The following is a 25514-nucleotide window of genomic DNA, read 5'->3' as shown; positions in this document are numbered from 1 at the left end:
CAACAGCAACAGCAACAGCAACAGCAACAGCAACAGCAACAGCAACAGCAACAGCAACAGCAACAGCAACAGCAACAGCAACAAAAGTCTCAAAACGAAGGGAAAGAAGCGCAAGGACAACAATCACAAAATCAGCAAGATTCTGAAAATAAAAAAGAAAAACAAGAAACGGAACAACATCAACCGCGACGAGATGACAAGCAAGCGAAGGATCAAGGTGAACCAATACAGGCTAAAGCGCATCCCGAAAAAATGCATCAGGATGATCCTGAGTTCCGTCGACTAGAAGCAGTAGAAAGTGCTCGCGACCCAAGCTTTTTGATCCGTGCGCAAATGCAACTTCAAGCGCAACAAAAACAACCTCCACAACAATCTCAAAAGGAGTGGTAAGCCTGTGATGAACAAAGGCGTAAAACTGGTCTTTATTTTTGTGGCCAGCCTAATATCCAGTTTCTCGGTGATGGCACAGACACTTCAAGCTAGTGTGAATAAAACACAAGTAGCCAAGAATGAAGTGATTAACCTCAGAATCATTTCAGATACTGAGCTCAGCTCAGACTCAATCGACTTCAGTGTTCTAGAGAAAGACTTCTTCTTGGGTCAACCTCGTTATGGCCGCTCTAGCAATAACATTAACGGAAGAAAATCAGTGCGTACCGAGTGGAGTATCTCAATTGCACCAATGAAAGAAGGTGTTCTGACTATTCCAAGTTTTTCCGCTGATGGTATGAGAACGGAGCCGATCAAACTGCGTGTCAACGCGAGCCAAACAGACCCCAATCTTGATGATCTATTTAGCTTCAATATTACGGTCGACAACAGTACGCTCTACCCTCAGCAATCTGCAACATTACGTATACAACTTCTAGTTAAAGCGGACACTCGACGCCTAGATAACCCGCAAATAGTACCTCCGCAGATTAAAGGCATGAAGCTTGAGGCACTGGGTGGCTTACAACAAAGACAGAAGATCTTAAATGGGTTAGAAGTAGCGGTCATAGAGCAGTCGTTTCGCTTAACGGCCAATCAACCAGGCACTTATACCTTGATAGGTCCTAAACTGACTGGTTCTTATATTTATGGCGACAGCTTGACGGGCTCAACCAAAATAATGCCTATCAACACCAAAGCGGAACGCATGCCAATCACGGTCAAACCGATTCCGAGCGAATTTAAAGGTGAATGGCTTCCTGCTTCAGCGTTAGAAATGACACAGAGCTGGCAAGACGATCAAGGTAATCTACTGTCGACTAACGCGATCAACACAGTAAAACAAGGCTCTTCACTCACTCGAACCATTCAAGTTAAGGCTCGCGGTACACAAGCCGAATATCTGCCACGAGTCAATATTAGTTACCCGAGTTCACTGCGCGTGTATCCCGAACAACCTAAGTTCGATAGCGCGAGAGATGGCACCGTTACCATGACGGTGAAGCAAGTCATTATTCCTACAGAGGCCGGGAAATATACCTTACCAGGATACGACGTGAACTGGTGGGACAGTCAAAATGATGAAGCGAAGAAAACAACGTTACCAGAGCTAACATTAGACGTAGAGAAAAATGACACTGGGCTAATCACGTTGCCGGAATCGCCTCTTTCAGCGCCTTTAGTGCCAGCCCCTAGTCCTGAATCAAGCGGCGGTGTAAACAGTCTCTGGCGAACGTTAACCTTTGTTTTCTTAGGGCTTTGGATAATGACATTGGGAATCGCAATTTGGGCATGGAAAAAGCGGTCAATAACAGCGAGTGGAACGGTTTCAAATACTGAACAACCACTTTGCATCGACGCGCTAAAAAAAGTCATCGAAGAGGGCGATGCTGCGAAAATTGAACGCTCTGTAAATGAGTATTTAACCACTCATCAAGACAGGTTAAACCCTGGTGACGTACAAGCAATTAAGCAAGAGCTTAATGCCATGAATCAAGCGCGTTTTAGTGCTAACCAACAACCTTGGAGCCCTGATTCGCTGTTAGCGAAAATTCAAAACCTTGGCAAAGCAAACGTAACGAAAACCGACCACCAACTCGAAAAGCTATAAATAACTAGATAACAATGGCAGCTCTCATGAGCTGCCAATTCTCTTATCCGGCCAAATTTTGCTTTAGCGGTTTTATCTAGAGCACCAACCGCCGCTTCTTCCCTATCAAGTTGCTCTTATGAACATCACTTACTCAACAAAACTTGGGGCTCGTATTCGTATCGCCTTACACAATTTCGCCCATGATTCTTCGCTTGATAGAGTGCCTTATCCGACAACTGATATAAATGGTCGAAATTAAAGTCTTTGCCTTTCGCTTTATAACAGGAGTAACCGACTGAAACGGTAAGTAACTCCCCTTCTGGGTTATGTCGATGCTTTATCCCCTCGCCCTCGATGCACTGACGAATGCACTCTGCTCTCAGTCGGACCTCCTCTTGCTCAGAACCAATCATGAGCAATGCAAACTCCTCACCTCCGATACGGCAAAAAACTTCATCTTCACCTTTGGTATGATGATCCAAGATATAGCCAATTCGCATCAATGCGATATCGCCTTCGAGATGACCATAGTGATTATTGAATAAGCCAAAATGGTCAATATCAATCAGGATCAGGCCAAACGACATGTCGTCTTCACACTCTAGGGCACAATATTTTTGCATCACATGTTCTAACATGCGGCGATTACCAAGACGCGTCAAAGGATCGAGCTTAGAAAGTACCTCAAGCTGTCGATTGGCTTCCTCCAACTCTTTTGTTCGGTTCTGAACCTCCAGCTCTAAGTTTTCGTTTAATTCGCGAATCGCCTCTTGAGCTTGAGTACGTTGCAATACTTCAGCTAAGCTGGACGCGAACATACGAATCACTTCACGTAACTGAGAAGTTAACGGCGCACGTGTCAGCAAATTATCAACAGCGATAAAGGCGATAGGACCACTGCTATTTGAAGTCAATACCGTCATCGCAGCCCAACCAAAGCCAACAATATTACAGTCATGATAAATAGGCACTGATTCTTCAAATGCGACTTCGTTTGGCATTGAGCGAGCCAAATTTATAAGAGAGAAATCTTGGGTTTCGCCAAAGAAGTAAGATTCATCCACCACGTTACCTTGAATATCGGTACCCCACGTTCCTTGCATGTAAGAGCAATTTTCATCAGTTAAAAACACCGCCATTCGATCAATACCAAGATTTTTAATGGCGAAAGTGACGGCCGATTTGCATACTCCACTGACAGTAGTGCAACGTGATAACTCAACCATGCTTGAATGCAACATGCGTACGTTTTGTTCTTGGCGCTTACGAATGTAAATTTGAGAGAAGAGTGAACCAAACGAGTCCAACATCTGTTTTTGATATGCCGTTATCGGCTTACGATGAATAAAGTTATCTAGCGCGAACCACCCAAACGGTTCATTGCCATCGCGTAAAATCAACATCGCATTCCAGCCCTGCCCGATGACCTTGCCTGCTGTGTATATTGGCGCGTCTTCTACAATCACTAAGTTGCTCTCAAGGCTAGATAACGCGGTGATATACTCCTCGCTAAGTTGATGTAAATCGTATTGTGTGTGAAATTCATCAATCGTAATTCCTGACTCATCCGTGCCGTATGTACCACTGAAGCTGCGCTTTTTCATATCGAGAAGCATCAGTGTAGAGCGATCAAACCCAAGTCGTTCACGTAACGCTTCGACGGCTTTGTAGTACAAGTCCTTTAAAGAATCAGGATTAGAGATTTCGAGTGCAACTTGCTGAACTAACTTCATATTTTCGATAAAGCGCTCGCGTTGGCTAATCTCATCAACATATTGCGCTTCACGAATATCTCTGTGCCTGATCTCTTTCGAGGCATTTTTTTCGGCACGAATACATTGCCAACGCGCCGCTGCAAGCTGCATTGCGTCGTAACTTTCTTCATAGATATTATGTGCCGTGCGAGCATGAACAGATTGAATCAGTAGGTAGGTACGTTTGATAGGCGTGTTGTCGAGCATCATGATGTAACTATCACCACCTAAATCTCGGGTGTGATTCCAGTTACAAGTGTTGATCGCCAGAGGTATGATGCTTTCAGAGGTATCAAACTGACTTGCCCACTCCCAGAATGTCTCAGGATAGTTTTGGGTTGGGTAAAGCTCTCCGCGAGAGAAGCTCATCGAATGACGAGGGTTAATTGAAGGATCTTCAAAAATAGCGAGGGCTTGAGGGGAGAACAGACTCTCTAAATGATCAAAGATTGCCTCCGCTAGCAACCGATGGTCCCTCGTTGAAGACACTTTTCTTGTAAAACTTCTTAAACTCACCCTACCAACCTAATCTACTTTTTTATCCTCGATAAAAAACTACTTAGGCCATGATATGCAATCAATACGTTCAAATTTGAGCTGTTAAGTCATTCGCAAAATTATCAGACTTAGTGTTACATTCGAGAGCTCTTCAGCACTTTTAAAGCCATGTTTCACATAAGTTACATACTTTATAAACTGGGGAGGAAAGTTGTACTTATTTACAAGATTTTTTGTGTTGGTAGGCGTTATAAGCCCACGACTTAAAAAGAAAAAGGCCCCTCATCAAGAGGGGCAAAGTTACCATCGCTTATAGTTATTTAGTTATGCTTGTAAATACGGTGGATTAACCGAAATCACCATTTACGTAGCCTTGAGTACGGTCGTCTTGAGGGTTGCTAAAGATCACTTGCGTATCGTTGTGCTCGACCAGTTCTCCCATTAGGAAAAACGCAGTGCGGTCAGAGATACGACGCGCCTGTTGCATTGAGTGAGTCACGATAACGATGGTGTAGTTCTTCTTTAGCTCTTCCATCAACTCTTCGATTTTGTGTGTCGCAATTGGGTCAAGTGCCGACGTTGGTTCATCCATCAGAATCACATCAGGCTCCATCGCGATTGTACGTGCAATACATAAACGTTGCTGCTGACCACCAGAAAGACCGAATGCGTGTGATTTAAGGCGATCTTTCACCTCATCCCAAAGTGCAGCACCGCGCAGCGAACGCTCTACCACTTCATCAATTGTCTTTTTGTCTTTGATACCTTGAGCACGTAAGCCGTAAGCCACGTTCTCGTAAATGCTCATCGGGAATGGGTTTGGCTTTTGGAATACCATGCCGACTTTGATGCGAAGGTCAGCAACATCAATGTTGCCGTAAATATCTTCGCCGTCCATCGCCAATTTACCTGTAATTTTCACGCCTTCGATTAGATCATTCATTCGGTTCAAACAGCGTAGAAGCGTTGATTTTCCGCAACCTGACGGGCCGATAAGTGCAGTTACTTGGCGAACTGGAATTGGTAAGTTGATCGATTTCAGTGCTTGGTTGTCACCGTAGAATAGGTCTAGGTTTTCAATATCAAATTTGTTCATTGTCTTAATCTCTTAATTCTTGAATTCGTGTCTTTTAACGTGCGTTCTTAATTAGTGTTGTTAGTAAGTTGCGGTGTTAAAACGTCTAGCAATCAGTTTCGTTACCATGTTGATCAAGAGAACAACTACGATAAGCACTGTTGCCGTACCGTAAGCCTGATTCCATTCTTCAACGGTAAACAGTTCGGTAGTCAGTTTGTATAGGTGAACGGTTAGCGTACGACCTGAATCCAATAAAGAATCCGGAATACGTGCAACCATACCTGCTGTCAGGAATACTGGAGCAGACTCACCAATGACACGACCAATACTTAGAATGACCGAGGTTAAGATACCTGGCATTGCGCTTGGAAGAATCAAACGCCAGATAGTGTAAATCTTAGAAGCACCGAGGCCATAAGAGCCTTCACGGTACGTTTGTGGTACTGCCATCAACGCTTCTTCCGTTGTACGGATGATAACTGGCAGGATTAGGATACTTAGCGTCAATGCACCCGACAGAATCGAGAAGCCAAGGCCAAGAATCGCCACGAAGAAAGTCATACCAAACAGGCCGAAAATGATCGACGGGATACCCGCCAATGACTCGGTACAGAATCGGATGATTTTCACCAAACGACTGCCCACTTTCGCGTATTCGGTCAAGTAGATTGCCGTCATGATACCGAGTGGCGCTGCCACTGCGATAGAAGCGATAACCATGTAAATGGTCGCCACAATCATTGGGAAGATACCGTGCTCTTCACCTGTGCGCGTATAGTTATCAGTAATGAAGTTCCAATCTACGTGTTGTAGACCGTTTGATAGGATGTACCAGATAATCCAGAACAAAAAACCTACCGTTAGTGCTGCCGAGATCCAGACAAATGCGTTAAAGACATTATCTTTGAACTGGCGTGCTTTTTTTAGTTTTGCGCGATCCATAATAGTCACCTTTAACGAGCGATTACTTCGCTTTTTCTCGGTTTAGGTACAGTAGTACAGCGTTCAACGACATGATGAAGACCAGAAGTACTACACCTGTAGCGTAAAGTGCGTTCGCGTGAACACCACTTGCGTAAGACATTTCAATAGCGATGTTTGCAGTTAGTGTACGAGCCGAATCAAGGATGCCTTCTGGCATTGCCGGCGCGTTACCCATAACCATGATAATCGCCATGGTCTCACCCAATGCACGACCGATACCCAGTATCACACCTGTCATGATGCCTGAGCGAGCCGCTGGAACGAGCAACTTAAAGATGGTGTAGATTTTCGATGCGCCCAGTGCCAAAGAACCTTCTTTATAAGTACGAGGGACAGCGCGGATAGACGTTTCAGAAACCGTAATTACTGTTGGTAGAATCATCACACCAAGAACAATAATACCGGCCAAGATAGTGTTACCTGCAGGTACATCAAATACTTTCTGAATCAATGGAACGATAATAACCAGACCGAAGAAACCGTAGACCACTGAAGGAATACCGGCTAGCAGCTCAACCGCTGGACGGATGATGTCTGCTAATCGCTTTGGTGCGATTTCAGCGATAAAAATGGCGGTCAGAACACCAATTGGAACCCCAACAATGACAGCACCAGCCGTCGATACGATAGATGCCACAATCATGGTTGCGACACCGTAAAGCGCAGGTGGTAACCAGTTTTGTCCTAAGACAATGCCCGATACGCCTGCTTCTTGGAATGCCGGAATACTCTCTCGAACGATGAAGTATGCAATAACGGCTAATGAAACAATGCCGATTACGGCACTCGTTAGGAACAAGCCGTGGAAGATGCGCTCTTTCCAGTCTACACGACGCTTCTCGCGTAGGCCTGACTTGCTGATAGCTCTAGCGTCAGTATTCATAAGCTTTTCACTATTTGTTGCGATGGTCATTTAAAAATCTCACGGTTCTGGGCAATGCCGTTGAACACAATGGATAGAAAAGGCTCAGCCCGAAACGTTGGGCTGAGCAAACTTTAGAGTCCCGATGGGATTAGTTAACTGAGATGTAACCTTTTTGGTCAACTAGCGCTTGCGCTTCGTCAGTTAGCATCCAGTCTAGGAATTTTTGCGTTTCTGTTGATGGCTTGCCTTCTTTGTAAAGAACAAGGAATGGACGCGCTACTTTGTAAGAACCGTTTTTAACGTTAGCTACCGTTGCATCAACGCCGTCGATTGCTAGCGCATTAACAGTGTTGTCTACAGTACCAAGAGAAATGTAACCGATTGCGTATGGGTTAGATGCAACCATTGTTTTCAGTGCGCCGTTACCGTTCGCAACTTGAGCACGTTGAGAGATAGCTGATACCTTCTTACCAGAAATCTTCATTTTTAGAGACATGATGTCTTCAAATGCGCCACGAGTACCAGAAGCTGTGTCACGAGTAATGGCTACGATTGGCTTGTCTGCACCACCGACCTCTTTCCAGTTTGATACTTCGCCTTTGTAGATTGCAGTCACTTGCTCGGCTGTTAGACCTGGCAGTTTGTTTTGTGGGTTAACAACCACTGCAATACCATCACGAGCAACCACTTCTTCGATTAGTGTTGATTCTTTTTCAGAGTCTTTTAGATTACGAGAAGACATACCAAGGTCTGCTGAACCATTTTTCGCTGCTTTTACACCAGCTGAAGAACCAGGACCTTGAACTTCGATAAATACGTTAGGGTTCTTCTTCATGTACGTTTCAGAGAAAACTTCCATCAGTGGAGTTACGCTGCTAGAACCCACTGCAGAGATAGTTTCTTTAGCAGAAACAGGAGTCACTGCCATTGCGCCTAGAAGTGCGATTGCACCGATTACTGTCTTTTTCATCACAATTTCCTTAAGTGGCTTTATTGCCGTTGTGTTTCACTTGAACGGTGCTCACTTTAGAATTTGAATATGACAGTTGTGTTTCACTTAGTTGAACCCTCTATGACACGTTGTCATTTCTAACTATTAATTCCGCGACTTATCCCTCTCTCAATTTGAACGTAACGTTTTTATAACGTTGCCTCATGTTCAAGATGATAACCCCATCGATTTTGGTACATTTCATAACAATTAGATATGAGTAACTCATTGATTTGGCAAATGTAACAATTAAAATCGAAATGCTTATTTATAAAAAAGATAATAATCAAACCGATAGAGGGTCAATCTCATGCGTCAATTTCTTAGTACGCTTTCTATTAAACTTCAGGTTTTTCTGCCTGTTCTATTCACAGTTATATTACTCATCATTGGACTGAGTGTCGGAATCGGTAAACTCGATCAAGCATTCAATAAGGTTTCGGCTTCCACCCATAAGCTAATCATTCACAAAGAGGAACTTAGCCGCATCGTAGACAACACTTACGCCATGCGCATCAAAGCCATTTATAGTCTATTTAGAGCCGAAGATGTTCAGTCTCTCAACCAAGAGCTTTCTGAGCGACAAAACAAAAACCGCGATTTTCTTAACTCCATCGACAATCTCCCTGGCGTTCAAAATGAAGTCAATGCTATGCGTAAGGCCATGAATCACTATGTTGATTTCACTCGCGTTACCATGACACCTCTGCTCACCACTAAACACACTTCTGATTACACCACCTCTGATTTCAATCAAAAGTACGAATCTGCAATGGCTGAGTATCGATTAGCTGGCGAAGCGATGATCAACGCCATCGACAAACTATCTAAACAATTGAATCAAATCGTCACCGATGAAGTCGAAACGAATGGCGAACAACATTCAACCACGCTAACTTACAGCGCCGTCTCGCTTGCGGTGATCTTGAGTGCCGCTTCACTTATTAGTTGGGTACTCGCCAGCTACATCGTTGCGCCGATTCGTAACCTTCAAGTAACGATGCAGGAAGTCGCGAAGGGAAACCTACTAGTTAAGGCCGAAGCCATCGGGAAAAACGAAGTGTCTCAGCTGGCTCGAGATGTAAACCAGACCATAGAAAAACTACGTGAAACTGTAAGCGCATTGGTTCGCATTAGTGAAGATGTGGCATCAGCATCAACCGAGTTAGCAACTGTTATGACTCAAAGCAGCGTCAACTCGGATCAAGAAAAGCAAGAAGTTGAGCAAGTAGCCTCGGCGATCAATCAGCTAGAGTCGACCGCAGCTGAAGTATCGACCAATGCACAAGAAGCCGATAGTGCATCAAATCAAGCACGTACGTTAACCTCACAAAGTATAAGCATGTTTGGGGAAAGTACTCGCGCAAGTGAAAAGATGGCGGAACAACTTAACGAAGCCGCTGCCGTCGTGACTTCGCTAAAAGATCAATCAGAACACATTGGTCGCGTGATCGAAGTGATTGAAGGTATTTCTGAGCAAACGAATCTACTTGCACTGAATGCAGCGATTGAAGCTGCACGAGCGGGCGAAAGTGGCCGAGGCTTTGCGGTAGTGGCCGATGAAGTACGTATGCTGGCAGCGCGAACTCAGGAGTCCACCAAAGAGATCCAAACCATTATAGAAGAGCTACAGCAACAATCTGGTCACGCAAATGAAAGTATGCATTCCAGCTTAGCCATGTTGTCAGACAACCAAGCTCTGACACAAGAAGTTAGCCAATCACTTGCTAATATCAGTAATGCTATCGCCGATCTGAACTCAATCAACACTCAAGTTGCAACCGCATCAGAAGAGCAGAAACAGGTCACGGCTGATATCAACAACAACTTAACGAACATCTATGAACTAGTGAGCCAGAACGTCACTGGCATTACGCAATCCGCTGCTGCCGCTCAAGAGTTGTCTGGTTTAGCAGAAAATCAAAAACATCAACTTAAGCAGTTCCAAGTTTAAATACTCTGCTCAACACGATAAGTTCCAAAGGTTAGAAAAGAAAAAGCTCCGCACTGGCGGAGCCTATCATAAAGGCAAAGCTATCAACCCTTATTAACGTAATAATTATTATTCATCTGTCACTAACAAGAGAGAGCTTTTGAAACTTGAGTTTAACGGATCTCTATTGAAAACCTCACCATTAGTCGTATCAAAAGTTGCAACATGCTTACCGTCGCCATTAGGTGTGTTGCTCCAGACATAACGCCCTAGAACATCATCTCCATCTTTCAGACTATAGCCGCTAGCAAACCCTGTACTATTTATGGCTGGGCTGTGGCAAGCTCGCTCAGTTAGAGATACTAGCTCTTTGATATTTGCTAGTCGCCAATTTTTTTTGTCAGCAAAATTGTGAAGAGGATGGTTGCCGTCCTTATTACGAATTTGTTTGGCTGTGGAGAGAGCGAGTTGCCATGACATTGTAGATCGCGTCCCCTGGCATTCTTGGTTTCCTACATTCCATGTCATACCAACTGGACAGCGCATCCATGTTAGACCTGTTTTCAGGTCAGTTACGGTACCGCTCTCAGAATATGTATAACGCGTGTTAGGTGCCGTTTTAGCAAAGTCAGTAGAACACTCTTGTGCAGCTATTGCAGTTTGAGAAGCCAAAGTAAGAGATAGTACAGTTATTAATTTCTTCATCTTATTGCCCCTTAACTGCGACTAGACGGATTGGGAATTGGTAAGAATCATCGGCACCCGCACTTGTGTTGCTTGATCGAATCTCGACGTATGAAATAGTGCCTCTATCTTTGCCCCGGGAGACAATCGCAGGGAAATAAATCTCGCCATCAATAAGTTGTGATGATGCATTCGTAAACTTAAAGTCGCTATGCCAAAACGCACCATATCCTAAATAAGGGCTACCTATGGTTTGCTGTGGAAAGTATTTAACATTAAAACCATAGACGTTGTATTTTGCATATTCATCGTTCGGAGCAAACAGTGTTTGTTCACCAAAGTCTAGTAAGTCATAAGTCTCACGGTAAGTAGGCAAGCGCCAACCAGTGATTCCACATAACGATTGTTTGTTTATGTACTGAACATATTGGCTAGTGGTACAAACTTCATCACCAGCGTCTTTACAACCTGCAAGCTCTACATCTTTGCTAAATGGCTTAAATGTTTCAGACTCAAACGCAAATAGGCGATCTTTAAATTGAACTGAGCTCGCATCCGCACTTTTGTTTTCCCAAACAAGACCAGTACGCTCGTCCATAGTACAAGCCCACTCAGTCGCATCTGCAGCTAAAGCAGCACCTTGTGAATCTAACTTAACGAACTTAAAGCCTGCGCCTGTCGACGTTTGCTTGTCCTCTTTGTCGAAGCCGTATTCTGCATCTTGACCAGGGTAAGACGCTTGAACCTCTGCTACGTCTGCTGCTCCTTCAGCAAAATAAAGAACGGCGCCCGTATCGTTACTACCAACCGTTTGTTCAGCAACCGCTACAATTTCTTCAGCAAATGCACTCACTTCCACTTCAGACAGAAGATCAGAGGCCAATGATTTACCCTGGAAGCTAAGGCTTTGAGCAAGCAGCGCTACGCCTTGGGTCATTTGTTGTGGCTGCATTGCAGCTAATAGTGCAACCGTGTTTTGCTCTAGCTTATCTAGCTCGCTGGCTTCTGCGTTAGACATTACCGTTCCAGACAGAGAAACACCGGCATCGGTGAGTTGTGCTTTCACAATCTCTTCAGCTTGAGCAACGGTTTTACCGTCAACCACAAGACCTGCGAGCAACGTTGTTACACCATTGACCGTGTTACCCGTTGCTAAGTTTTGGCCCGGAGCCGCAAGACGCAACGTTTGGTTCGAACCTTGATCAACTTGAGCAAGAATGGTGCTGGTTAGTACGTTTTTGTCGCTTGAAGTCAGGCTAAATTTACCGGCATTATCCGTTTTAGCACTCGGTTCAGTGGAATCACAAACGTAGTTTTGGTTTAAATCGATACATACTGGCGTATCAAGAAGTGTACCTGCAGAAACGATGGTGCCAGCTACATCATAGGTCGGTGCCGACGTGTCACCACCAGAACCTCCGCCACAGCCAGCAAGGGCTAGTGACATAGCAACGAAAGAATATTGAAACTTCATAGATTTTATCTTCTTTTGATTTTAATTAACGAGAGCGAATCACTCTCACCATTGAAAGCAGGAAAAGTCCTAACAAGGTCCAAGGCGAACCACTGCCACCTGAACCACCGCCACTGCTTTCTTTAGTGGTATCAGCACTACACTGATACTGAGCAAAGTGACTCACACCCCACTCTTTCAACACCCCAGAGTTCCCTGACACGCGGTCAGACACTTCGAGACGCCAAGTCCCCCAACTCGGTTGACCGACAAGTGCTTGTAACTCCTCGTCATACTGAGCGGTGAAGTAACCTTTAAATCCTTTGGTATTGCTTGATTGATGGCTAAGTAGCACGACCGATTTGCCTTGTGGAGACACTAGCGTCACTTGCAGATCTTGCAGTGAGTCATGTTCGATGTTCAGGTAAACCGCAAACGAGTCATCAATCGTGAGTGACTTGTCCGATAGCGTCTGAGAGAACAGCCTGTCGCCCTGCTCTGGCAAAGCGGAATTCACTGATTGAGGCTGGATATCAAGCTCTGGCGTACCATTAACCAGCATCACCTTTTCACTCCACTGGTGAGTCTTTAAGCCTTCTGCAAATTGGTAATCCAATGAAATAGAAGAATCGAATTGCGCGCCACACATCAGACTGCTTGGTAACGCCACCTTCATTGAGGTCGAGTCAGAAAGCGTTTCATCAAAGTCGAAAACGGATGCGTTGTTTAGCTGCCATTGCCCTTTGATGCTCGCTTCGCGGCCAGTTTGACTTAGGTTCACACCCACGTTTTGACCTTGTGCGATGTATCGAGCGTCATAGCGAACACGAAGAGGCGCTTTAAGTAAGTTGTGTCTGTTGAAGCTGTCCGTCAGGAATTGGGCGTAATCTTTATTTGGGAACAAGGTGTTTGCGGCATACACAGTCGATTCCGCAAGATCATGCATTTTCACGCCACGACCAATGCCATACATCCCTTCAAGAACAATGGCGTCAAACTCGCGGAACACGCTATCGGTATCATCACCGTATCGTTCAACCGATGCTTTAAGCGCTTGGAACAGTGGCGTTGACCATAGCTCGTCGCCTAGTTCACCGCCCACACTAACGTGCGCTGGATACTCTGAGCTCTCGAAATAACGCGCTCTCTGGTTCCATAAACTACGAGTCGTATTGCGTGTACCAAATACACCATCCCAGTTAAACACCGTGTCTAATTCGAATTCTTGACCACGACTCGAAGCATCTAAATATTGAAGACGGTAACTCGCACTGCCTGCCCAGTAATCGGCAAAACCTTCTGCGATAGCCCCAGTATGGCCGTATGCCCAGTCCGGTACGATTTGGTAATGAATACCATGTCCAAGCTCATGTATAACTACGTCAGCATCAATGGCATCAGGAGAAACCCCACCGACACCCAGCATGAGAGCTTTCGGGCCGTAATAGTAAGTAGAATTATCTTTGGATAGCCCACGAGCATCAAAACGAAGCGGCTCGTCAAACAAATCGTAACTTAGGCTTGTCAAATATCGGATCGAGCTATCAAGGTGATAAAATGCCATCAATTGTGGGAACGCATTGTCACCAAACTCAGTACTTTGCATTTCATCAACACTATCAAACGTTTGAACACCTTCCACGCTGAGAAAATCCGACGTATCAAGCACAGGGGATTCTCCAGGTGCTGAGACGGCAAATAAGCCCGTAGCATCCACTTGCTTTACTCTTAAGTTAGACAGGTAGAACTTTCCTCCCGACTGTAAAACCTCAATCGACTTGGTCACGTACTCGACAGGCTGAGGGTAATCAGACAGCGCGGACCACGTCGACTCTGGCGCGGCTTGTTGCTGCATGGTGCGTAGATCGGGGCTAAATAAAGGCACCTCTATATCAACCAGATTTCCGGAGCTCAAAGCTGGCGGCTCTTGTGCTTGTAGTTGACGCGGAGATTCTAGTTCTGCCGCAACCGTTGGCTTGCCATTGCGAATTACCGTATCTTCAAGGCTTTTAAACACTCGCACAACGTAGTGACTTTTATCGGTTGTTACTACTAGGGTGCGCTGTGCTTGATATTCACCGTTTACCCAAACATCAAAATTGTAATGCTCACCAAGCTGAGATTGGGTTTTGTAACGGAACTTAAACTCGCCCGCTTCTGAGTAGTGGCTGTCTAGATAAGTTTTCGCTTGCGCTTCATTCGTTACCACAGAGTCCGTTACGGGATAATCCCACTCTGCAGCCTGTGCCGCAGGGGTACAAGCAATAAGCAGCGAAAACGCCAATGGTTTTAGCTTCATGATTTCGTCCTAGAATTCGTATTTTGCAGTCAGCGTGAAGTAGCGCCCTGGCTCAGTTGAGTAACGCTTACTTTCCTCAGCGATACCCGCTACGTCTTGGTATCGGATGTATTCTTTGTCGAACAGGTTGATGATGTTTGCGCTAACACGAAGGTCTTTGGAAACGTGGTAAGTTGCGCCAATATCAAACGTATTCCACGCACTTGTCTGCGCGCAATCTGTCGCTAGACCAAGCGTGGTCTGGCATTTAGGAACGCGATCCATTGCCGCGGCCCAGTTCCAAGCCACGTAAGCATTGAAGTCTTGGTTGGCGTATTTCAGTTGAGCGTTACCTTCGAATGGCGTAATGCTTCGAACGTATTCACCTTCCGCGTCTTTGCCATCTACGTAGCCAAACTTAGTGCTGATGTCCCATTGTTTGGTGATCGCGTAACCCGCAGAAAGCTCTGCACCATACGTCTCGACACCATCGAGGTTTTGGTATTGTTTAATGTAATTACCATTGCTTGAGTCAAAGCCCGTGGTCACAACGTCGATGAAGTTTTCAAACTTGTTGTAGAACAAAGACGCATAGACATACGCACGACCGTTATCGAACTTGTTACCGATTTCAAATGAGTCGGAAGTTTCAGCTTCTAGATCCATGTTTGGTGCAATGACAAACGGCGTGAGCGGCACAAAGTCGTGGCTTACGAAGCCATACGCTTTATCGTATTCCGGAGCACGGTAACCATGGTTATAAGATACATAAGCAATGTTGTTGGCAAATACTTCACGAGAAACCGAAAGACTTGGAGATACCTCTGAGCTATCCATGTCTTTTAATGGGAAGCCGCCCACTTCACCCGCACCGTCTGGCGTGAGACGGTGCGCATCAAAGCGTAGGCCACCTGTGATGGTCCATTTATCCAGTTCCACCATGTCTCGAACGTACAAACCAATGTTATAAGCACGAGCAGGAGCGAAAGGTTGTTTGGTCGAAGGTGTTACTCCGTTCCAATCAATCTTGGAGTCGCTATCTGTGCGTTCGTAATAGTCAGTAGAAAGCTCGACACCGTAAGCCAATTGGTGCTCAGCATTTGCTGCATAAATCGTATTAGTGAAATCGCCACGGAAGCCAATTGTTTCGTCAATGAAGGTTTTGTGTTCCAGCTCGCGACGCTTGGTGATCAAACCATTGTGATCCACTTGGCGCATTAAACGGTTGGTGTCTTCCACCACTTCGGTGTGACGCCAGTAAACTTTGGTATCCAACTCTTCGAACCAAGTTGGATTAATCGGAGTCACCTCTGCACCAATATAAGCGCTGTACTCTTCTGTGGTTTCATCCTCAGCAAAGTCTTCAATATGCCAAATTCCATCAGGTTGAATGGACGGTGAACCCTCCAAACGCTCTTGGTTCTGGGTGTAGAGTTCCGCTTTGGCTTTCAACATCACCTCTTCATTGAAAAAGTGGTTGATCGTATAAGCACCGCTGTAACCATCGAGGTCGCGGTTATACAAATCTTCATCAAAGTTACGTGTCTCTTGTCCTTGCCAGTATGAAACGTTAAACAAACTCTCTGTATCACCGGAACGGAAAGCTAGATTACTCGTGCCTTTGTACTTGTTGCTGATATCGGTGTAAGTACCGGAAACATCGGTGTAGAAGTCTTTGTCTTTTAAGAAATCACCCGGCTGGCTGGATTCTAAAATCACCACACCGCCGATCGCGCCAGAGCCATGCACCGAAGAACTTGCCCCTTTAATGATTTGCAGCGATTCAAAATTGGATAAATCAAAAGTATCTCGCCCAACGGCATCATTAATGTCATTCGCACCGAAGCCATCCGCAGAACGAATGCCATCACGAACGATCATAATGCGGTTACCCGTCATACCACGGATGGTAATGTTTTGCGGACGTCCTGCACCGCCCGTCACGCTTACACCAGGTTCGTTACGCAGCACGTCATATAGCTCGGTCTCGCCTCTTTCTTCGATTTGCTCGTTTGTGATAACCGCGACACTACCTGCCACTTTTGACAATGGCTGATCGATTTTATTGGCGGTTACCACCACCTCTTCCATTGAGAAAACCTTAGATTCGGCGTGCACTTGACTGGCAGCAAGTACCGAAAGTACTGCCGCTGACACTGGGGTAAGCTTCATTTACTGCTCCGCTTTAGATGTTTTAATGAGTGATAGTAGAAATGCGTATTCTTTTGCTTGTTGTTCTTGCGCTTGTCGTGGGTCCATTTGGTGGCCCGAATTAAAATCAGTTTGCAACAAGTACGGCCCGTTGCGCTCACTTAACGCTGAAACTTTAGCCAGATACTTTGCGCCTTCCCAATATGGCACGCGCTGATCAATTAAACCGACTTGAACCAACATGGGTGGGTAAGCGTTTTTATGGATATTGAGAATCGGATCGTACGCCTTCATTAACGCCAATTGTTCAGGTTTGGTTGGGTTACCCCATTCGCCATACTGCTGTGTGGTAAGCGGAAGTGAGGTATCCGACATACTTGCAACCACATCAACAAAAGGCACTTTAAGTACGACACCTGAAAACAATTTAGGATCTTGATTAACCGCTCCGGCCACCAACGTACCACCAGCACTAGAACCGATGGCGAAAACCTCTCTATTGCCACGTTCGAATGTTTGCAGCGCCTTCGCGGCCGCGACAAAATCACCAATAGAATTGGCTTTTCGCACACCACGGCCTTGCTCGTGCCATTCATCGCCAAAGTACCCACCGCCACGGACATGGGCGATAGCGTAAATCACACCTTGGTCGAGTAAACTGATAACCTGAGGTATAAAGTACGGTTTCATCGTAAAACCATACGCGCCGTAACCGTAAATCATCACAGGAGATTGTGGGTGCAATTTGTCTTTGCGATACGCCAAAGAGACCGGGACAGAAACGCCGTCGTGCTTAATAAAAATACGTTGGGATACATAACGCTGACTATCAAAGTCTTGGTAAGCATCTTGAGAGTACAAGGATTTATTCAGCGTTTTTACATCGAACTCTTCCCACTGAGGAGGCGTAGTCATCGACATGCTTCGGATACGAATTTTGTTTGATTCAAAATCGCCCAATGTGCTTAGCCAAGCGACATTACCATCGTGTTCCAATGGCAGTATCACTTTTTCCTGCCCTTGGTAAGAATACACCGTCAATGTCGACAAGTTGTTTGGCTTACTAAGTGCCACAACTCCTGCATCATAAAGGTAGAACTGTTCAAGCGGCTCACGAGGATTGGTAAAGCGTTGCCATGTTGCGCCAAGCGGTGCGAGTTCGGCTTGGTAAAGGGCGAACTTTCCTTCCAGGTTGCTTTTAAGATAAATGTAACCTTTCGCCACATCCGCGTAATATTCCACACCCACTTCAGGCTTTCGCAATGAATCTGAGACAGTGCCCGTTTCTAGGTCGACAAGCTTCTGCTCTGTTGTTGACTCGTTGTTGCTTTGCAGCACAGCATAACGGCTATCTGCCGCACGATAGAAAGAAAGTAACCAATCTGACTTGGGTTCATTCCATAGGACTGTTTTTGCTAAAGATTCAGTGGAGATACGTAAGATCTGATGAGGTCGCTGGGTGCGCTTTTCTTTTGCAACGAGGAATGCCACTTTCCCGTTAGGTGACAACAATACGCCACTATCGACGTGCGTCGCCAGTTCCGTAGATTGACCGGAGAGTAAATCAACAACCACAGCACGATATTGTTCGCTGCCGTCGATATCTTCCGTGAAAAGTAGCGTGTCACCATTCACTTGCCATTGACCAAGTTGGTAGTACTGATGCGCAGATTGTCGTTCATCGAAATCGAACACCACGTTTTCTGGTGCATGTTGACTCGCACGGGATAATAGTAAGTAACGACCATCGCGACGCATTAGCGTCCACTCTCTTCCACTCACGATCGACCATGGCTTATCACCTTTGTCTGCCACAATGGTATCCCACTGCGTTAGTAGGTTTTTTGTCAACGTCTGATAACTTTTTTGGTGCTGTTCAGTTTTGTGGTTTTGTTCTGTTAGGTAGGTAAGAACTCGCTCATCTTTACGAGCATCATCTCGAAGCCAGTTGAAATCATCAGCAGCAAAGCCAGAACTAGAGGTAATTATGAGCCCTAAAAAAACATGAGTAAATTTCATATAGAGAGCGAATTCATTTATAGGATTAATACAATGGCGCGTATTCTGCCCTTAAATAAAAATGAGATCAATTATCATTTTCATAATCATGTTAGATTTTTATCTAGTGTGTGAGGAAAAACGTTTGCTTTGACCGAGGTTATAAAACTTAATAACTTCCTAAATTAGCGTTCTATGCTGTTTATATACAACCAGACAGATATAAAAGCTGACTAACGAGTGAGTATGGAAAGACGCTATTTCACCTAGCGACAGACATAAAAAATCCGAGTGCGAACACTCGGATTTTTAAGAACTAAAATCAATGGGAAACTACAGCAGCTTTTACTCTTCAGAGCTCGGTGCCGCTGGTTTTTTCTTAGGGATGAAGACATCATCACCCACAGATACGTTTTTGTAGAAGCTCTTGTCACGCTTAGCTGGTTTTTTCGCCGATTTTTTCGCTTGAGGGCGAGCTTTCTTTGCTGTCGCTTTCTTATTGCGGAAATCTGGTTTAGGTGGCTTAAGGCCTTTAAACTTACCTTTCAAATCTTCGAACACTGAAAACTCAAGAGCTTGTTGTAGGTATGATTCTACACGTTTAAAGCTATCCCAGTCTTTTGGACCAACAAGAGAGATTGCATCCCCTTTATTTCCAGCACGACCAGTACGACCAACTCGGTGTACGTATTCTTCGGTATGCTTTGGCATATCGAAGTTGATGACGTGTGTCACAGTTGCAATATCCAAGCCGCGGGAAGCAACATCAGTCGTTACAAGGATCTTAAATACTGCGCGCTCAAACTGACTCATAATGGTGTTACGTTGAGTCTGGTTCAAGTTACCACTTAGTGCTACAGCCTTCAGTTTCTTTTCGTTCAGCTTTTCTGTTAGTCGCTCAGTATCATCACGCGTTGCCGTAAAGATAATAACTTGACGGTATTCAGCCTCAGAAAGAACACGAGCTAAAATTGCCTCTTTATGATCTAGGTGATCACACAAGTAAAATTTTTGCGTGATATCTTTATGTTCTTCGTTAGAAACGCCGATAGCAATTCGCTTTGGCGCATTGAGCATTTCAGCCGCGATTTCATTGACGTCTGCATGATCTAATGTCGCAGAGAACATCAACGTTTGACGACGACGATGCTTGGCTGCTTTATGAATGCGACGAAGCTCTGGTGCAAAGCCCAAATCCAACATACGGTCTGCTTCGTCAAGAATCAGCGTTTCCAAACCATCCAGATAAAGCGAACGATGATCTAAGTGATCAGCCAAACGTCCTGGTGTCGCCACGATAAATTTCGGGTAACGACGCAGAGCTTTTACCTGATCGTTAAAGTTCTCACCACCCAAAATCAGTGCTGCTTCATAAGATAGGCCAGCTAGCATAGAACGAAGCTCACCATATACTTGTTTCGCTAGCTCACGAGTAGGAGCAAGGATTACCGCGCGAGGGTCTTTCGCAGAAAACGATTTTGTCTTTAAAGACTTATGAAGCATTGGCAATACAAACGCCAAAGTCTTGCCCGAACCTGTTTTCGAAGATGCCAATAGATCCTTGCCTGCAATCGCAACAGGAATCGCCTGTTGCTGAATGTCAGTCGCTTTTTTAAAATCGTAGTGTTTTAGGTTCTTCAACAATCGGTTGTCTAGGCCTAGATCTTTAAATTGCAAAGTATTCTCCAATAAATCAGTCAGCGTCTGAGCGCTCTGTAGTGTCGTTTCCGCTCTAACGCAGCAAAAAAATAAAGCTCGGTATAATACCGCAAATCATAGGAGTATAGATAGAGATCACACAAACTAATTCCCTGTGGTAACGGTAAAACATCATTTGTGGCTCAGTTCAGAGCAAAGACTAGCCTTTTTGATGAGCAGCTGGACAGGAAGTTTAGAGAAAAGCCGTTCAAATATGCCTTCTATCCATCAACAAAACGACTTAAATAGCAGTTATTTGGGCCAATAAACTTTCATTTGTGTCAATATCGTCTAAATTATTGATATCAGGAACGTGGCAAATACACCTGCTATGAAAACTGTTGTGAGAACGAAATAAAGGATAGGTAGTTAAACTTTGTTAAGTTCAGGTAAAAGTTGACGTCAGGTACTCCATGAAATTCTTGGGTTTTTTTGACTTTTGCTACATCATGTACTGATAAAATGTAACCACATTTAACCTCGCTACTGTATAAAATAATAGTTAGTGGCGAGACTTTCACTATAAGCAAGGAGTTCTTATATGAACAAAACGTTGATCGCAGCTGCAGCAACTTCAGTACTTCTACTAGCCGGTTGTGCTTCTTCTGATGACGCAGCTACAGCAAATGCAGCAAAATTAGACGAACTAAGCAACCAAGTTAGCCAACTAAGCCAAGACGTACAAGCTCTTCAATCTGACGTTCAAAAATCAGGCGCAGCAGCAATGGCTGCTCAAGAAGAAGCTGAGCGTGCTAACGAGCGTATCGATAACATCGCTCAGTCTTACACTAAGTAAGATTTGATACCGCGTCTTAACGCCCGTTAAGGCGCGGTTATTTCGACAGGAACCCCATTCTGTGCAGCGATTGCTGCTTTAGCCTTCACGTTTTTCATACCGAATTCATCCAGCCACCACTTTAACTCTTTCGGCACTTTGAGTTCATCTTTCTCGCCATTACTACGAGTCAAAGGCTCATGTGCTTCTAAGAACACACTTCTGTCAGGCTCAAGTGTCATTTTGATAGGCTGGTTAATGATGTTAACGTCTTCGCCGTTACGAACCTTGTCAAATAACCACTCAATGTCACTTGGGTCCATACGAATACAACCCGCGCTGACTCGCATACCAATCCCAAAGTCCTTGTTGGTACCATGAATTAGGTATTCGCCATTCCCGTAAGCTAAACGCAATGCAAACATACCAAGTGGATTATCAGGCCCCGCAGGAACAACGGCTGGTAGGTCAATGCCCTTTGCTTTGTACTCGGCACGAATAGAGGCTGGAGGAGTCCATGTAGGGTTCGGTCGTTTTTGGCTGATACGCGTTGTCATTACTGGGGTATCGCGCCCTATTCGGCCAATTCCGACAGGAAATACATGGACAATATCTTCTCCTTTCGGAAAGTAATACAAGCGCAGCTCGGCTAGATTAATAACGATACCTTTATAAGGTACGTCTGGGAGGATTAGCTGTGTCGGAATAGTAAGAACATGCCCCTCTTCTGGTAAGAAGGGATCCACGCCTTTGTTTGCGGCCATTAAACCTAGCATACCCACATCGTAGAGCTTAGCGATATTTGCCATGGTTTCGCCTTCTTGCACGACGTGGTTTTCAAGGCGACCAATTAAACGGCTTCCATCCTCTGGTAATTCGTACATCTTAGCGAATGATAGACCACTCACTAAAGATAACGACACAGATAGCAGGGTACGTTTTGCGAAACTCATTGATCGCTTTTTGCTAAGCATTTCACTCTATTCCTTGGCACTTTTAAAGAGCTGTAAGGTTATCTCTCTTTCTGTCTTGTGATCAACCATCGGCTTGTGATATTCCAGTAAAGAAAAGCCCTCCCAAGTCCAAGGTTTATGGATGTATTTGTTCGGTACACTTTTGATTTCTGGTACCCAGTGGCGCACAAATTCACCATTAGCATCGAACTTTTCGCCTTGGCTTATCGGGTTGAAAATACGAAAGTATGGCTGCCCGTCACAGCCCGTAGAAGCAGACCATTGCCAGCCACCATTGTTCGCTGCAAAATCGCCGTCCACCAGCTTACTCATGAAGTACGCTTCTCCCCATCGCCAATCAATATGTAAGTCCTTGGTAAGAAAACTCGCGACAATCATACGTAATCGATTGTGCATCCAACCTGTTTGATTGAGCTGACGCATTGCTGCATCAACGACTGGGTATCCTGTTGTTCCTGTCTTCCATCGCTCAAAGGCTTTCTCATCATAGGACCACTGGATTTTATCCTCCCAATCGATAAATCCTTTGCCTTTGACGAGTTTTGGTTCGAAAACCAATAGGTGCTGATAAAACTCACGCCAAATGATCTCACTTAACCAAGTTGCTTTCCCTTCTGTAAGGTCATTTTGTTGATTTTCAGCATACAAACGAGCAATACACTGCCTTGGTGATAGCGCGCCAATCGCAAGGTATGGAGACAGTTGGCTAGTGCCATCAATAGCTGGAAAGTCTCGCTCGCTTTGATACGCGTCACTGCGCTCCCGTGCAAATTCCCTAAGCTGCTTCAAAATATCATTAGTCGAAGCCAGCCAGTCTTCACTGGATTCTCGAGGATAGCTAAATGTGAAGCTTGAATTAAATCGAGCCGACTCTAATTGTTCGAGTACCTTTTTATTGAGTGGCGCTTGCTCGTGAGGTTTTACTACCGTCGGCATATGGAACTGCGTTAACCAAGCACGCTTGAATGGCGTAAACACCTTAAAATATTCGCCTTGCTTATTAAGAACCGTCGTTGGCGCGTGCACACATTTGTCATGAAACAGTTCAAATTCGATATCGTGAGAAGCTAACGCTTCACTTACTTGTGTATCGAGCTCTCGTTCGTTCACCTCATAGTGAATGTTTGCCATGACAGACGTAGCTTCAAGTGTTTCCGCCCACCCACTAATCACATCTGTACAATCGGAAAACGACGGTACCTCTTTGTACAAAAAGGGAATATTAAGGCTTTCAAGCTCCTCGTTAAGACAAGCTAAGCGACGAGCAATGAGGTCTGCCTGCATCGGCGCCATGTGATGCTCCCGCCACTGCTCTGGCGTCGCGATAAAGCAAGCGACGACAGGCTGACCTGAATCCAATGCCGCTTTGAGTGCCGTGTGGTCTAACGTACGTAAGTCACGTCGAAACCATACTAAAATCATGGTAGCTCCTATCTTTTGTCTACTAAGTTAGGTGTAATTTCTCTATCACTTCAGAGCACCCCATCCGATCACCTAGTTGTGCGTGAAGCATTTTGATGGACGCTACTTGTTTAGCAGCTAGCGCTTTGTTGGAGAAAAGGTAGATAAACGAACCATTTTCAACGACCTCGTGATCTAGTAGACCAGAAACATCATCAACCTTATCGATCAAAGTCGTGTGATACCCTTGTTCGCAAAGCTTCGCTGCTTGAATCCAACTCTCAGACTCTCTGTTTTGTTCAAAGCTAATGAGCAGACACTTTCCTTTGGAAGCGGCTTTGTTTTCAGAATCGATAACAAGGGCAAGTCGAGTGATCAAACAAGTCTGAAATAACCCGACCTGTAAAGATCGCAGCGATCCTTTCACCATGTCTAGCGCATCAAATACTGGGCTAATAAACTGATCAATAACGAGTTTTAGTGGATACTCTTTAAGAACAGAGGCAAGTAAACTCTCTGCTTTTCCTCGATTCAGGGTAGACAGCGCAAGCAGCATGTTTTCAACTTCTTCGAGTGTGCGAACCTCGTTTTTGACTTCGACATCGGCGCTTTTTCCTAGCAGCCCCTTCACTTTACCAATCGAAATCCCCTTCGCGAGCCAACTCTGGACTTCGCGAATCGTATCGAGATCTTGCTGGCGATAGAGTCTGTGTCCTTTTTCTGTTCGCTGAGGCTGGATCAAGTTGTATCTTCGTTGCCAAGCTCTCAGCGTAACTGGTTTTACACCCGTGATTTCTGCGACATCTCGGATCGCGTATAGTTTTTCTTCTGAACTACAAACCATAGCGTAATCTCATCTCCTGCGGATACGGTTCTAAAAACTTCTGTTTTGCTAAATACTCGTCTGGGTAAGTATTTAAGTAATGCTTAATCAATGTAAGTGGTGCTAACAGAGGCAGCATTCCGATACGGTAGTCGTGAATCACTGTCGCTAACTCTTCTTTTTCTTCTTTAGTTAGTGAGCGTTTGAAGTATCCTTGTAAATGCATCAACACATTTGTGTTATTTTTGCGGCTAGCCCGATTCGTTAACGCCTTCATAAGTCCTAAACGATACTCTTGGTAAAAGTCTTCAATTTCATAATTAGCGACATCAGCGACTAAGCGGCCAAGGGAGCGGTATGACTCTGGGTGGTGTGCCATTAACGTCAGTTTGTAGCGCGAATGAAAGTCGATGATTTTGCCACGAGTAGGCTCACCATCCATCGAGTCGTAAAAGTCATTTAGACAAAATACTCGAGTGATAAAATTTTCTTTCAATACAGGGTCGTTAAGTCTGCCATCCTCTTCAACAGGCAACCAAGGCATTTTTTGCATCAATGTTTGTGTATACAAGCCAACACCTTCTTTCGCAGCACTGTTCTTGCTGTAAACCTTGACTCGCTCCATGCCACAAGTTGGTGACTTAGCACAAACGATGTAACCACAAAGCTGCTCGCTTTGAAGTTCATCTACTTTATTGGCCGAGTAAGTGAGCATATTGTCGGTATGATCATTTTCTGGATTTTTGGTTTCAACCAATGCAACACGCTCTTCATTAGAAACAAGACGAATGGTTGGACGGGGTACTGGCATACCTACGCCGACTTCAGGGCATACCGAAATAAAGTCAAAATACGGGCTAAGCTCTTTAGTCACAAAGTTGCTCACCTTATGACCAGAGTCAAAACGCACTCGTTCACCCAAAACACACGAACTGATACCTACTTTGATCGAAGATTCCATGATGACGCATCCCTATACAAAAAGTTTTGTTGTATAACTTATAGCAAGCCTTTCCAGATTGTACAAGAAAATAAGTTGTACAATTTAATCGTTTTACTTCACTCGAAAGTATTTCGATCAACCAGCTTTCAGAAAAAAGTTTGGCCCAAAAACAAAGAATTTGTGCGCGCAATCGACAAACTGCTCAAAAGC

18 protein-coding genes and 1 pseudogene are annotated in these 25514 nt (G+C 44.8%); 4 read left to right on the top strand and 15 right to left on the bottom strand.

Going from position 1 to position 25514, the window contains the following annotated elements; translation table 11 throughout:
* A pseudogene (locus R7127_RS18455) lies at window positions 1-390 on the top strand (hypothetical protein); the annotation flags it as partial.
* 4 nt (window positions 391-394) lie between these two features.
* Window positions 395-2041 (top strand): BatD family protein, encoded by a 1647-nt coding sequence (locus tag R7127_RS18450; RefSeq protein ID WP_064376399.1) that lies wholly within the window; start codon window positions 395-397, stop codon window positions 2039-2041.
* Window positions 2042-2166: 125 nt separating this feature from the next.
* Here R7127_RS18450 and R7127_RS18445 read toward each other — a convergent pair whose 3' ends face one another.
* From R7127_RS18445 to R7127_RS18425, 5 genes are all read right to left on the bottom strand, one after another.
* Window positions 2167-4293, bottom strand: a complete 2127-nt coding sequence (locus R7127_RS18445) for a GGDEF domain-containing protein (protein ID WP_054574929.1) — start codon at window positions 4291-4293, stop codon at window positions 2167-2169.
* A 328-nt stretch (window positions 4294-4621) separates the two neighbouring features.
* Window positions 4622-5371: a phosphate ABC transporter ATP-binding protein PstB gene (pstB, locus tag R7127_RS18440; RefSeq protein WP_005375156.1), complete on the bottom strand. Its 750-nt coding sequence runs from the start codon at window positions 5369-5371 to the stop codon at window positions 4622-4624.
* A 60-nt stretch (window positions 5372-5431) separates the two neighbouring features.
* Window positions 5432-6295, bottom strand: coding sequence for a phosphate ABC transporter permease PstA (gene pstA, locus R7127_RS18435; protein ID WP_005383923.1), 864 nt, complete (start codon window positions 6293-6295; stop codon window positions 5432-5434).
* Window positions 6296-6317: 22 nt separating this feature from the next.
* Window positions 6318-7250, bottom strand: coding sequence for a phosphate ABC transporter permease subunit PstC (pstC, locus tag R7127_RS18430; RefSeq protein WP_005375154.1), 933 nt, complete (start codon window positions 7248-7250; stop codon window positions 6318-6320).
* 100 nt (window positions 7251-7350) lie between these two features.
* Window positions 7351-8172: a phosphate ABC transporter substrate-binding protein gene (locus R7127_RS18425; protein WP_005375153.1), complete on the bottom strand. Its 822-nt coding sequence runs from the start codon at window positions 8170-8172 to the stop codon at window positions 7351-7353.
* 331 nt (window positions 8173-8503) lie between these two features.
* Between R7127_RS18425 and R7127_RS18420 the strand changes: the two genes are divergently transcribed.
* A complete protein-coding gene (locus R7127_RS18420; RefSeq protein ID WP_064376397.1) occupies window positions 8504-10147 on the top strand; it encodes a methyl-accepting chemotaxis protein in 1644 nt (547 codons plus the stop codon).
* 108 nt (window positions 10148-10255) lie between these two features.
* Here R7127_RS18420 and R7127_RS18415 read toward each other — a convergent pair whose 3' ends face one another.
* The 6 genes from R7127_RS18415 to R7127_RS18390 all read right to left on the bottom strand — a co-directional run bounded on the left by R7127_RS18415 (window position 10256) and on the right by R7127_RS18390 (window position 20379).
* Entirely contained in the window at window positions 10256-10831 is a 576-nt protein-coding gene (locus R7127_RS18415; RefSeq protein ID WP_005375151.1) for a DUF1566 domain-containing protein, read from the bottom strand.
* Window position 10832: 1 nt separating this feature from the next.
* Window positions 10833-12284, bottom strand: coding sequence for a DUF1566 domain-containing protein (locus tag R7127_RS18410; protein ID WP_054574926.1), 1452 nt, complete (start codon window positions 12282-12284; stop codon window positions 10833-10835).
* Between the two features lie 25 nt (window positions 12285-12309).
* The gene (locus R7127_RS18405) at window positions 12310-14562 is read right to left on the bottom strand and encodes a proprotein convertase P-domain-containing protein (protein WP_172563919.1); all 2253 of its coding nucleotides are present in this window, start codon (window positions 14560-14562) and stop codon (window positions 12310-12312) included.
* Between the two features lie 9 nt (window positions 14563-14571).
* Window positions 14572-16713 (bottom strand): TonB-dependent hemoglobin/transferrin/lactoferrin family receptor, encoded by a 2142-nt coding sequence (locus tag R7127_RS18400; RefSeq protein WP_064376394.1) that lies wholly within the window; start codon window positions 16711-16713, stop codon window positions 14572-14574.
* On the bottom strand, window positions 16714-18711 hold the full coding sequence (locus tag R7127_RS18395) for a prolyl oligopeptidase family serine peptidase (protein ID WP_172563920.1): 1998 nt from the start codon (window positions 18709-18711) through the stop codon (window positions 16714-16716).
* A gap of 324 nt (window positions 18712-19035) precedes the next feature.
* On the bottom strand, window positions 19036-20379 hold the full coding sequence (locus R7127_RS18390; RefSeq protein ID WP_172563921.1) for a DEAD/DEAH box helicase: 1344 nt from the start codon (window positions 20377-20379) through the stop codon (window positions 19036-19038).
* A gap of 550 nt (window positions 20380-20929) precedes the next feature.
* Here R7127_RS18390 and R7127_RS18385 point away from each other — a divergent pair.
* A complete protein-coding gene (locus R7127_RS18385; RefSeq protein WP_005375145.1) occupies window positions 20930-21184 on the top strand; it encodes an Lpp/OprI family alanine-zipper lipoprotein in 255 nt (84 codons plus the stop codon).
* Window positions 21185-21210: 26 nt separating this feature from the next.
* On the opposite strand, the gene R7127_RS18380 is transcribed toward R7127_RS18385, so the two are convergent.
* From R7127_RS18380 to R7127_RS18365, 4 genes are read right to left on the bottom strand one after another with little or no spacing between them, the layout of a single operon-like run.
* Window positions 21211-22137 (bottom strand): L,D-transpeptidase family protein, encoded by a 927-nt coding sequence (locus tag R7127_RS18380; RefSeq protein WP_005383933.1) that lies wholly within the window; start codon window positions 22135-22137, stop codon window positions 21211-21213.
* A gap of 6 nt (window positions 22138-22143) precedes the next feature.
* Entirely contained in the window at window positions 22144-23559 is a 1416-nt protein-coding gene (gene phrB / locus R7127_RS18375) for a deoxyribodipyrimidine photo-lyase (protein WP_047104510.1), read from the bottom strand.
* A 22-nt stretch (window positions 23560-23581) separates the two neighbouring features.
* Window positions 23582-24382, bottom strand: a complete 801-nt coding sequence (locus tag R7127_RS18370; RefSeq protein ID WP_033906723.1) for a MerR family transcriptional regulator — start codon at window positions 24380-24382, stop codon at window positions 23582-23584.
* Entirely contained in the window at window positions 24372-25322 is a 951-nt protein-coding gene (locus R7127_RS18365; RefSeq protein ID WP_017635475.1) for a YbgA family protein, read from the bottom strand. Before R7127_RS18365 ends, R7127_RS18370 begins: the two co-directional genes overlap by 11 nt.
* Window positions 25323-25514 lie beyond the last annotated feature (192 nt).

It is taken from the genome of Vibrio sp. 1159 (genome assembly GCF_033340395.1).
GTDB classification, from domain to species: Bacteria; Pseudomonadota; Gammaproteobacteria; order Enterobacterales; family Vibrionaceae; genus Vibrio; species Vibrio alginolyticus.
Note: the sequence above shows the minus strand (reverse complement) of the source record. Positions and strands in the feature narration are given on the sequence as shown.

Coding starts and splice junctions, on each gene's coding strand:
- pstB (WP_005375156.1), bottom strand. CDS start 5,371: ATGAACAAATTTGATATTGAAAACCTAGACCTATTCTACGGTGACAAC.
- pstA (WP_005383923.1), bottom strand. CDS start 6,295: ATGGATCGCGCAAAACTAAAAAAAGCACGCCAGTTCAAAGATAATGTC.
- pstC (WP_005375154.1), bottom strand. CDS start 7,250: ATGACCATCGCAACAAATAGTGAAAAGCTTATGAATACTGACGCTAGA.
- R7127_RS18425 (WP_005375153.1), bottom strand. CDS start 8,172: ATGAAAAAGACAGTAATCGGTGCAATCGCACTTCTAGGCGCAATGGCA.
- R7127_RS18420 (WP_064376397.1), top strand. CDS start 8,504: ATGCGTCAATTTCTTAGTACGCTTTCTATTAAACTTCAGGTTTTTCTG.
- R7127_RS18415 (WP_005375151.1), bottom strand. CDS start 10,831: ATGAAGAAATTAATAACTGTACTATCTCTTACTTTGGCTTCTCAAACT.
- R7127_RS18410 (WP_054574926.1), bottom strand. CDS start 12,284: ATGAAGTTTCAATATTCTTTCGTTGCTATGTCACTAGCCCTTGCTGGC.
- R7127_RS18405 (WP_172563919.1), bottom strand. CDS start 14,562: ATGAAGCTAAAACCATTGGCGTTTTCGCTGCTTATTGCTTGTACCCCT.
- R7127_RS18400 (WP_064376394.1), bottom strand. CDS start 16,713: ATGAAGCTTACCCCAGTGTCAGCGGCAGTACTTTCGGTACTTGCTGCC.
- R7127_RS18395 (WP_172563920.1), bottom strand. CDS start 18,711: ATGAAATTTACTCATGTTTTTTTAGGGCTCATAATTACCTCTAGTTCT.
- R7127_RS18385 (WP_005375145.1), top strand. CDS start 20,930: ATGAACAAAACGTTGATCGCAGCTGCAGCAACTTCAGTACTTCTACTA.
- R7127_RS18380 (WP_005383933.1), bottom strand. CDS start 22,137: ATGCTTAGCAAAAAGCGATCAATGAGTTTCGCAAAACGTACCCTGCTA.
- phrB (WP_047104510.1), bottom strand. CDS start 23,559: ATGATTTTAGTATGGTTTCGACGTGACTTACGTACGTTAGACCACACG.
- R7127_RS18370 (WP_033906723.1), bottom strand. CDS start 24,382: ATGGTTTGTAGTTCAGAAGAAAAACTATACGCGATCCGAGATGTCGCA.
- R7127_RS18365 (WP_017635475.1), bottom strand. CDS start 25,322: ATGGAATCTTCGATCAAAGTAGGTATCAGTTCGTGTGTTTTGGGTGAA.